The sequence below is a fragment of the Frigoribacterium sp. MEB024 genome (assembly GCF_000878135.1).
In the GTDB taxonomy this organism is placed as follows: Bacteria; Actinomycetota; Actinomycetes; order Actinomycetales; family Microbacteriaceae; genus Frigoribacterium.
On the sequence record NZ_JXQZ01000032.1, the window covers coordinates 271,255 to 281,555 of the forward strand.

Sequence of the window (10,301 nt, forward strand, 5' to 3'; positions counted from 1 at the left end):
AAGGGCCCCGCAGCTCACGGCTGCGGGGCCCTTCGTCATGTTCGGTGTCGGGACACCAGAAGGCGCGCTCGGCTGGGTCAGGCCTTGCCGCGTCGAACGCGCAGCTGCTGCAGTGCCTCTTCGAGCAGCTGCTCGGCTTCTTCTTCGGTCCGTCGCTCTTTCACGTACGCGAGGTGCGTCTTGTACGGTTCGAGCTTTGCGACCGTCGGCGGGTTGGCTTTGTCGCGCCCTGCCGGCAGTCCGCTCGAGGGCGAGTCGACGGTTTCGGGGATTTCTTCGTCGGGCACGTTGGCCGCGAAGTGACGGACGACTTCGTTGCCGAGGGCATCCCAGTACGAGATGGTGATCCGCTCGGCGTGGAAGCCACGATCTTGCTCACCCATGGGACCCGCGCCGACGCGCGAGCCACGGATTGCGCTACCGCCCGAGGCCATCAGCTGACCGCCGCGAACTTGGTGATGAGACCCAGGACCACGATGCAGGTGATCCAGACGAGACCCAAGAAGACCGTGATGCGGTTGAGGTTGCGCTCGGCGACACCCGACGCCCCGAGGTTGCTCGTGACGCCACCGCCGAACATGTCGGAGAGACCGCCACCACGGCCGCGGTGGAGCAGGATGAGGAGGGTCAACAGGAGGCTCGTGATGCCGAGCAACACCTGCAGGATGACCTGGAGAATTTCCACGTAGGACCTTTCGATGCGGTGAGACCGCTGAACAGTATAACCGCGAGAGGCCGTCGCCCCGGCAGGTCGAGTCGGACGGGCGCCGATGACCGACGCGCCCGGCGGCTCAGACGCCGACGTGTGCCTGGAAGCGGACGATGCTGGCGAACTCGGACACGTCGAGGCTCGCCCCACCGACGAGGGCTCCGTCGACGTTGGGCTCACGCATGAAGGACGCGATGTTGGTGGATTTGACCGATCCGCCGTAGAGGACGCGGGTGGCTGCGGCGGACTCCGAACCCATGACGTCGACCAGGGCTGCCCGCAGCGCGGCGCAGACCTGTTCGGCCTGTTCGGCCGTGGCGGCCTGCCCGGACCCGATGGCCCAGACGGGCTCGTAGGCCACGACGATCTCCGCGGAGGCGGGCACCTGGGCGAGCGCCGCACGGAGTTGGGCCACCGGAACGGCACTGGGACCGTGCTGCTCGAGGTCGTCGGCCGTCTCACCGACGCAGATCACGGGTACGAGGCCGGACCGGTGAGCCGCGGCGACCTTCGTCGCCACGACCTCGTCGTCCTCAGCATGGAGCGTGCGGCGCTCCGAGTGCCCGACCAGGACGAAGCGTACGTCGAGCTTGGCGAGGAACTGCCCCGAGACCTCGCCCGTGTAGGCACCGGAATCGTGGGCGGAGAGGTCCTGGGCCCCGAGAGCCAGCTCGAGCTTGTCGGCGTCGAGCAGGGTCTGCACGCTGCGGAGATCGGTGAACGGCGGGAACACCGCGGTCTCGACCGAGTCGAAGTCGTGTTTGGCGTCCTTGAGGGACCAGGCGAGCTTCTGGACGAACGCGATCGCCTGCAGGTGATCGAGGTTCATCTTCCAGTTGCCGGCGATGAGGGGGGTGCGTGTGGTCACCATCCGAGGACCTCCAGTCCGGGGAGTCGTTTGCCCTCGAGGAACTCGAGGCTGGCTCCACCACCGGTGGAGATGTGGCCGAACTGGTCGTCCGTGAAGCCCAGGGCACGAACCGCCGCGGCGGAGTCGCCACCGCCGACGACACCGAGACCTGAGACATGCGTGAGAGCCTCGGCGACCGCCTTGGTGCCGTGTGCGAACGCCGGGAACTCGAAGACTCCCATGGGTCCGTTCCAGAAGACCGTGGACGACGTCTGGACGGTCTCGGCGAAGCGGGCCGCCGTCTCGGGACCGATGTCCAACCCGAGGGCATCCGCGCCGAGAGGAGAGGACTCGATGCCGTCCGAGGCGACCACGGTGTGGTCGGCATCGGCGCTGAACGACGAGGCGACCACCACGTCGACGGGGAGGACGAGGTTGACGCCCCGACGCGCGGCTTCGTCGACGTAGCCACGGACCCGGTCCAGCTGGTCCTTCTCGAGCAGGCTCTTGCCGACGGGGAGCCCCTGGGCGGCGAGGAACGTGAAGAGCATACCGCCGCCGATGAGCAGGTTGTCGACCCGCGGGAGCAGGTGCTCGATGACGCCGAGCTTGTCGGACACCTTCGAGCCGCCGAGGACCACGGTGTAGGGCCGCGTGGGGTTCTCGGTCAGCTTGTCGAGGACCTCGAGCTCGCGGGAGATCAGCGTGCCCGCGGCGCTCGGGAGGAGAGAGGGGAGCTCGTACACGCTCGCCTGCTTGCGGTGTACGACGCCGAAGCCGTCGGAGACGAACACGTCGCCGAGTTCGGCCAGGCGACGAGCGAACTCCTGACGGTCCGACTCGTCCTTAGACGTCTCGGCAGCGTTGTAGCGGAGGTTCTCGAGCACCATGATCTGACCGTCGGTCAGACCTGCGACCGCTGCGCTGGTCTCGTCACCGACGGTGCTCGATGCGAAGCCGACGCTCTTGCCGAGGAGTTCGCTGAGTCGCTGAGCGACCGGTCGCAGGCTGTATTCGGCCTTGGCCTCACCGTCGGGGCGACCGAGGTGCGAGATGACGACCACCCTCGCCCCTTGGTTGATCAGCAGGTCCAGGGTCTCGAGGGAGGCACGGATGCGTCCGTCGTCGGTGATCTCACCGTCTTTCAGCGGGACGTTGAGGTCGCATCGGACGATGACGCGCTTGCCCGACAAGGGACCGAGGGAATCGAGGGTTCGCAGGCTCATGGGTTCGTTTCGGGGTTGGAGGACGATGCCCCGGCCCGTGAGGGCCGGGGCATCGAGGTCGGACTAGAGGCGGTCGGCCACGTACTTCGTCAGGTCGACGAGGCGGTTCGAGTAGCCCCACTCGTTGTCGTACCACGAGGTGATCTTGACGAGGTTGCCGATGACCTTGGTGAGCCCGGAGTCGTAGATCGACGAGTGCGGGTCGGTCGTGATGTCGGTGGACACCAGCGGGTCTTCGGAGTAGGCGAGGATGCCCTTGAGTTCGCCCTCGGCAGCGGCCTTGTACGCGGCGTTGATCTGCTCGACCGTCACCGGTGTGCTGGTCTCGAGGGTCACGTCGGTGATCGAGCCGGTGGGGACGGGAACACGCAGGGCGTAACCGTCGAGCTTGCCGGCGAGCTCGGGGATCACGAGGCCGATCGCCTTGGCGGCACCGGTGGACGTCGGGACGATGTTGAGCGCGGCGGCGCGGGCACGACGGGGGTCCTTGTGCGGGCCGTCCTGCAGGTTCTGGTCGGCCGTGTACGCGTGGACGGTCGTCATGAGACCGCGTTCGACACCGAAGTTGTCGAGGAACACCTTCATCAGGGGCGCGAGGCTGTTCGTCGTGCACGACGCGTTCGAGATGATGTGGTGGTTGGCGGGGTCGTAGATGCCCTCGTTCACGCCCAACACGATGGTGGCGTCGTCACCGGTGGCAGGAGCCGAGATGAGGACCTTCTTGGCACCGGCGGTGATGTGCTTGCGCGCGTCTTCGGCCTTGGTGAAGAAGCCGGTCGACTCGACGACGATGTCGACGCCCAGCTCGCCCCAGGGCAGGTTGGCGGGGTCGCGCTCGGCGAGCACCTTGATCGGCTTGCCGTCGACGACGATCGAGTCGCCGTCCAGCTCGACGGTGGCGTCGAGACGACCCGTGATCGAGTCGAACTTGAGGAGGTGCGCGAGGGCGGCGTTGTCGGTCAGGTCGTTGACGGCGACGATCTCGATGTCGGTTCCCTTGGCGAGCGCCGCGCGGAAGTAGTTACGGCCGATGCGACCGAAGCCGTTGATGCCGATCTTGACGGTCAATGAAACTCCTGATGATCAGGCGTCGTGGGGACGCGTGGAGGGTGTGGGCGACCAGGCCCGTGGCGACGCCCGAACTCTCGATGACCTCGGGTCGGACACCGCTTACGACAGTAGCAGCAGCCCCCTCGGATTCGTCGTCCCGTGACGTCACGGGACCCGCTCCGCCGGTCGTCAGTCGAGGTCGAGGTCGTTCGGGAGATTGGCGTCCGTACCCGGCAGGCCCAGGTCGCTGGCCTTCTTGTCGGCCATGGCGAGGAGACGGCGGATGCGTCCGGCGACGGCGTCCTTGGTCATCGGGGGGTCGGCGTGGTGACCGAGTTCGTCCAAGCTGGCGTCACGATGGGCCAGGCGCAGCTCGCCCGCGTACTTGAGGTGATCGGGGATGTCGTCGCCCAGGAGTTCCATGGCCCGGTCGACCCGGGCGCAGGCGGCGACGGCGGCCTGGGCCGAGCGTCGCAGGTTCGCGTCGTCGAAGTTGACGAGTCGGTTCGCGGTCGCGCGCACCTCCCGGCGCTGCCGCATCTCTTCCCAGTCGGTGACGCTCTTCTCGGCACCCATCACCTTGAGCATGGTGCCGATGGCCTCGCCGTCACGGATGATCACGCGGTGGACGCCGCGGACCTCGCGGGCCTTCGCCGCGACGCCGAGTCGGCCGGCGGCCCCGACCAGCGCCATGGCGGTCTCGTTGCCGGGGCACACGACCTCGAGCGAGGCGGAACGACCGGGATCGGTCAGGGAGCCCTGGGCGAGGAAGGCCCCGCGCCAGATCGCGGCGAGATCGTCGCGCGAGCCGGTCGTGAGCCGGTTCGGCAGGCCGCGCACGGGTCGTCGGCGGGCGTCCATGAGTCCTGTCTGACGGGCAAGCGTCTCGCCGGCCTCGTGGACCCGCACGAGGAACCCGGGCGTGCGTCGTGACCCCGAGGGAGCCGTCATGGCCACGTCGCTCCGCGCCCCGTACAGCTCGGCCAGGTCTTTGCGGACCCGTCGAGCGATGAGCGCCGAGTCGAGTTCTGCCTCGACCGCGATCCGACCGGAGATGAGGTGCAGTCCCCCGGCGAAACGGAGGACGGTGGCGAGCTCGGCAGCCCGGATCGTCGTCCTGCTCACCTCGACGCGGGCGAGTTCTTCTTTGACGTCGGCAGTCTGGGCCACTCCGGTTGTTCCTTTTCGTCAGGTCGACTTGTCGTCGGTACACGGGCGTGCTGAAGGACCTCGGTGGGTCATTCTCGGCCGAGGTCGCGGTGTTTCACGCTGACGGCCACGCCGGGGAGTCCACGCAGACGCGCCGCCAGTTCACCCACGAGGGTGACCGATCGATGTTTGCCCCCGGTGCAGCCAATGGCGATCGTAGCGTGTCTCTTGTTCTCACGCTGATAGCCCGACAACACGGGGACGAGCGAGGCGGCGAAGGCGTCGACGAACTCCCGTGCCCCGTCCTGCTGCATGACGTACGTCGTCACGGGTTCGTCGAGCCCCGACTGCTGCCGGAGTGCGGGCACCCAGAACGGGTTGGGGAGGAACCGTGCGTCGCCCACCATGTCGGCGTCCGTGGGCAGGCCGTACTTGAACCCGAAGCTGAGGACGGTCACCTGCACCCCGGCACGGTCGGTCTCGGCGAACTTCTCGGAGATCGTCGTGGCCAGCTGATGGATGTTGAGTTCTGACGTGTCGATGATCACGTCACTGGTCTCTCGGAGTTCTTCCATCCGTGCACGCTCGGCGAGGATGCCGTCGAGCAACGTGCCGTCGCCCTGCAGCGGGTGTGGCCGCCGGACTTGCTCGAAACGCCGCACCAAGGCTGCGTCGGTCGCGTCGAGGAAGAGCACGCGCACCTTGCTGGGCATGCTCGCCCGGAGGGTGCGGACGGCCTCTTGTGCCTCGCTGAAGAGACGACCGCCGCGGACGTCGACGACGGCCGCGATCTTGGGGAGCGAGTCCCCCGCGCGCTCGGCCAGGTCGAGCAACGGTCGCAGCATCTGCGCGGGCAGGTTGTCGACCACGTACCAGTCGAGATCTTCGAGGGCGTTGCCGACCGTCGACCGCCCGGCACCGGACATGCCCGTCACGATCAGGACCTCTTGCTGTTCGCTGACGTCGCTCATGTCGGTGGTGTCCTCCGGGTCGGCGGGCGGTGAATCGAGTCTAGGCGGGGCTCGTGGGGGGCGCGGCGTCGTCGACGGTCACGTCTTCGGCTCCGCGGAGGCGTTCGACGACGGCCGCGGCGAGCGTCGGTCCGATGCCGCGGATCGCCGAGATGTCGGCGAGCTCGGCGTCCTTCAGTCGCTTGACCGAGCCGAAGTGCTTCAGGAGCACGGCCACGCGGGAGGGGCCCAGCCCCGGGATCTCGGCCAGTTGCGTCGAGATGTCACGCTTGCGTCGCTGCCGCTGGTGTGTGATCGCGAACCGGTGCGCCTCGTCCCGGATGCGCTGGATCAGGAACAGCGCGTCGCTGTTGCGCGGCAGGATGACCGGGAAGTCGTCGTCGGGCAGCCAGATCTCTTCGAGCCGCTTCGCGATGCCGCACAGGGCGATGTCGGTGACGCCGGCGTCGTCGAGTGCTCGTCGGGCCGCTGCCACCTGGGGTTGTCCGCCGTCGACGATGAGGAGGTTGGGGCGGTACGCGAACCGTTTGCGTTGCTCACCCACCTCCTCGACGGGGGCGAGTTCGTCGTCGAGGCGCGAGAGCCGGCGGCTGAGGGTCTGGTAGATCGACTCCGTGTCGTCGGTCGACTGCGGGATGTTGAATCGCCGGTACTGGTCCTTCCGCGGCAGGCCGTCCTCGAACACGACCATCGAGGCGACGATGTTCGTGCCCGAGAGGTGGGACACGTCGTAGCACTCCATGCGCAAGGGAGCGTCGCTCATGCCGAGGGCCTCCTGGATGTCGGCCAGGGCGGTCGACCGGGTGGCGAAGTCGGCGCTGCGACGGGTCTTGTAGAGCATGAGCGACTGCTGCGCGTTGAGGGTCGCCGTCTGCATCAGGTTCGCCTTCTCACCTCGCTGTGCCGTGTGGATCTGCACCCGTCCGCGCCCGCGGAGGGAACTCAGCACGCTCTCGAGGGCGTCGTTGTCGTCCGGGGTCTCGGTCACGACGATCTCGCGGGGAAGCTCGGCGCCGGCCGTGTAGATGCCTTGCAGGACCTGCTCGACGAGGTCGCCGGTCGAGATGTCGATCTCTTTGTCGACGACCCATCCGCGGGAACCACGGATGCGACCGCCCCTCACCGTGAAGAGTTGGACGGCGGCCGCCAGCTCGTCCTCGGCGAGGGCGTAGAGGTCGAGGTCGACGTTGTCGCGGAGGACGACCGCCGACTTGTCGAGCACGGCCTCGAGGGCCTGCACCTGGTCACGGTACGTGGCTGCGTCCTCGAAGCGCTGCTCGACGGCGGCCGTCTTCATCGAGCGCTGGAGGTCGGCGATCACCCGCTTGTCGTAGCTGCCCATGAACTTGACGAACTCGTCGACGATCGCCCGGTGCTCCTCGATCGACACCTTGTGCGAGCAGGGCCCGCCGCAACGACCGATCTGCCCCGGGAAGCAGGGCTTGCCCGTCTGCATGGCCTTCTTGTAGCTGCTGTCGGAGCACGTGCGGATCGGGAAGACCTTGATCATCAGGTCGATGGTGTCGTGGACCGCCCAGATCTTCGGGTACGGCCCGAAGTACTTGGCCCCCTTGATGCGCGGGTTCCGCGTGACCATGACCCGGGGCGCCTCGTCGGCCAGGGTGACGGCCATGAAGGGGTAGGTCTTGTCGTCGCGGAACTTGACGTTGAACGGAGGATCGAACTCTTTGATCCACGTGTACTCGAGCTGCAGGGCCTCGATGTCGCTGCCCACGACGGTCCATTCGACCGACCTCGCCGTCAGGACCATCCGTCGGGTTCGTTCGTGCAAGGAAGGCAGCGGGGCGAAGTAGTTGCTCAGCCGGGCCCGGAGGTTCTTGGCCTTGCCGACGTACAAGACCCGGCCCCGCTCGTCACGCCAGCGGTAGACGCCAGGGTCTGTCGGGATCTCGCCCGCCTTCGGGCGCCAGGAGACGGTGTTGCTCATCGGGCTTCGACGGCCTCCCGACGTCGCGTCGGCGTGGCCTTCTTCTTCTGGACGCGAGGCACGGTGTGACCCGACTCGAGGATCTCCTTCAAGAAGACGCCTGTGTGGCTCTCGGACACGGTGGCGAGGTGCTCGGGCGTACCGGTGGCGATGACGGTACCGCCACCCGCGCCTCCTTCGGGGCCCATGTCGATGAGCCAGTCGGCGGACTTGATGACGTCGAGGTTGTGCTCGATCGTGATGACGGTGTTGCCCTTCTCGACGAGACCGTTCAGCACGAGGAGGAGCTTGCGGACGTCCTCGAAGTGCAGACCGGTGGTCGGCTCGTCGAGCACGTAGACGCTGCGACCGTTCGATCGCTTCTGCAGCTCGGTCGCGAGCTTGACGCGCTGGGCCTCGCCACCGCTCAGCGTGGTGGCGCTCTGACCGAGTCGCACGTAGCCCAGGCCGACGTCGACCAGGGTCGACATGAAGCGCGAGATCGCCGAGATGGGGGCGAAGAACTCGGCGGCCTCGCTGATCGGCATCTCGAGGACCTCGGAGATGTTCTTGCCCTTGTACCGCACCGCCAGGGTGTCGCGGTTGTACCGCGCGCCGCCGCAGACCTCGCAGGCCACGTAGACGTCGGGCAGGAAGTTCATCTCGATCTTGATCGTGCCGTCACCCGCGCAGTTCTCGCAGCGGCCGCCCTTGACGTTGAAGCTGAACCGACCCGGAAGGTAACCGCGGGCCTTCGCGTCGGTCGTCTCGGCGAAGAGGGTGCGGATTCGGTCGAACACGCCCGTGTAGGTCGCGGGATTCGAGCGCGGGGTGCGGCCGATCGGCGCCTGGTCCACGTGGACGACCTTGTCGAGGGCGTCGAGCCCCGTGACACGTGTGTGCTTGCCGGGGATCTGACGGGCTCCGTTGAGTTGGTTCGCCAGGACCTTGTACAGGATGTCGTTGACGAGGGAGGACTTGCCGGAACCGCTGACGCCCGTCACGGCGACGAAGGTACCCAGGGGGAAGTCGACCGTGACGTCGCGCAGGTTGTTGGCCTTGGCGCCGACGACCGAGATCATGCGCTTCTTGTCGACGGGACGACGGCTGGTCGGGGTCTCGATGGAGCGCCGTCCGGCGAGGTAGTCGCCCGTGTACGAGTCGGTGTTCGCGACGAGGTCCTCGTAGCTGCCCGAGTGCACGACCGTGCCGCCGTTGACGCCGGCACCCGGACCGATGTCGACGACCCAGTCGGCCGTCTTGATGGTGTCCTCGTCGTGCTCGACGACGATCAGCGTGTTGCCGAGGTTCTTGAGTTTGACCAGCGTGTCGATCAGGCGGCGGTTGTCGCGCTGGTGCAGGCCGATGCTCGGCTCGTCGAGGACGTAGAGCACTCCGGTGAGGCCGGAGCCGATCTGGGTCGCGAGGCGGATGCGCTGGGCCTCGCCACCCGAGAGGGACCCGGCGGCGCGGGCCAGCGAGAGGTACGTGAGTCCCACCTCGAGCAAGAACTCGAGTCGGACCCGGATCTCTCGAAGGACCTGGGCGGCGATGCGCGCCTCGCGGGTCGTGAGGGTGAGGCTGTTCATGAACTCGAAGGCGTCGGCGAGACTGAGCTCGGACACGGTCGCGATGTCGTTCCCGTCGACCAGGACGGCGAGGACCTCGGGTTTGAGCCGCTTGCCCTTGCACACGACGCACGGGATCTCGCGGAGGTAGGACGCGTAGCGCTGTCGCTGGGTGTCGGTCTCGGCCTCGGCGTACTTGCGCTCGATGTAGGGCATCACACCCTCGAAACCGGTCGAGTACGTCATCTCACGCCCGAAACGGTTCCGCCACTTGACCGTGACCTCGAAGTCGTTGCCCTGGAGGACGGCGTGCTGGATCTTCTCGGGCAGGTCGTGCCACGGAGTCTTGAGGCTGAAGCCGAGATCGCCGGCCAGACCCTCGAGGAGTTTCTGGAAGTAGTTGTAAAGACCCTTGCCGGACTGGGTCCAGGGAAGGATGACACCGTCGGCGAGGCTCAGTTCGGGGTCGCCGAGCAGCAGGTCGGAGTCGACGGACATCTTGGTGCCGAGACCGGAGCATTCGGGGCAGGCGCCGAAGGGGGCGTTGAACGAGAACGTCCGAGGCTCGATCTCGGTGAGCTGGACGGGGTGGTTGTTCGGGCACGAGAGCTTCTCGGAGAACGTCCGGTACTTGCCGGCTGCGCCCTCGTCGGTGTCGACGAAGTCGATCGTGACCAGGCCGTCGGTCAGGCGGAGGGCGGTCTCGAGGGAGTCGGTCAGACGGGTCAGCGCCTGATCGGAGGCGACGAGGCGATCGACGACGACCGAGATGTCGTGCTTGATCTGCTTCTTCAGCTTGGGCGGGGAACTGAGCTGGATCTGCTCACCGTCGACGATGGCCCGGGAATAGC

Annotated in this window: 9 protein-coding genes; all 9 read right to left on the reverse strand. The window is 67.2% G+C overall.

Going from position 1 to position 10,301, the window contains the following annotated elements; genetic code table 11:
* Positions 1–77: 77 nt before the first annotated feature.
* Positions 78–434 (reverse strand): RNA polymerase-binding protein RbpA, encoded by a 357-nt coding sequence (locus SZ60_RS08225; RefSeq protein ID WP_043595011.1) that lies wholly within the window; start codon positions 432–434, stop codon positions 78–80.
* Positions 434–685 carry a preprotein translocase subunit SecG gene (gene secG / locus SZ60_RS08230; RefSeq protein ID WP_043595012.1) on the reverse strand — a complete coding sequence of 84 codons (252 nt, stop codon included), beginning with the start codon at positions 683–685 and terminating at the stop codon, positions 434–436. Before secG ends, SZ60_RS08225 begins: the two co-directional genes overlap by 1 nt.
* 106 nt (positions 686–791) lie before the next feature.
* The gene (tpiA, locus tag SZ60_RS08235) at positions 792–1,580 is read right to left on the reverse strand and encodes a triose-phosphate isomerase (protein ID WP_043595013.1); all 789 of its coding nucleotides are present in this window, start codon (positions 1,578–1,580) and stop codon (positions 792–794) included.
* Positions 1,574–2,785, reverse strand: a complete 1,212-nt coding sequence (gene pgk / locus SZ60_RS08240; RefSeq protein ID WP_043595014.1) for a phosphoglycerate kinase — start codon at positions 2,783–2,785, stop codon at positions 1,574–1,576. The genes tpiA and pgk overlap by 7 nt, the downstream gene beginning before the upstream one ends.
* Positions 2,786–2,848: 63 nt before the next feature.
* On the reverse strand, positions 2,849–3,853 hold the full coding sequence (gene gap / locus SZ60_RS08245; protein ID WP_043595015.1) for a type I glyceraldehyde-3-phosphate dehydrogenase: 1,005 nt from the start codon (positions 3,851–3,853) through the stop codon (positions 2,849–2,851).
* A gap of 171 nt (positions 3,854–4,024) precedes the next feature.
* Positions 4,025–5,005: a DNA-binding protein WhiA gene (gene whiA, locus SZ60_RS08250; RefSeq protein WP_043595016.1), complete on the reverse strand. Its 981-nt coding sequence runs from the start codon at positions 5,003–5,005 to the stop codon at positions 4,025–4,027.
* A 68-nt stretch (positions 5,006–5,073) separates the two neighbouring features.
* Entirely contained in the window at positions 5,074–5,955 is an 882-nt protein-coding gene (gene rapZ / locus SZ60_RS08255; RefSeq protein ID WP_043595017.1) for an RNase adapter RapZ, read from the reverse strand.
* Between the two features lie 40 nt (positions 5,956–5,995).
* On the reverse strand, positions 5,996–7,903 hold the full coding sequence (gene uvrC / locus SZ60_RS08260; protein WP_043595018.1) for an excinuclease ABC subunit UvrC: 1,908 nt from the start codon (positions 7,901–7,903) through the stop codon (positions 5,996–5,998).
* A partial coding sequence (uvrA, locus tag SZ60_RS08265) for an excinuclease ABC subunit UvrA (RefSeq protein WP_082059968.1) occupies positions 7,900–10,301 on the reverse strand: 2,402 nt, incomplete at its 5' end. The genes uvrA and uvrC, both read right to left, overlap by 4 nt.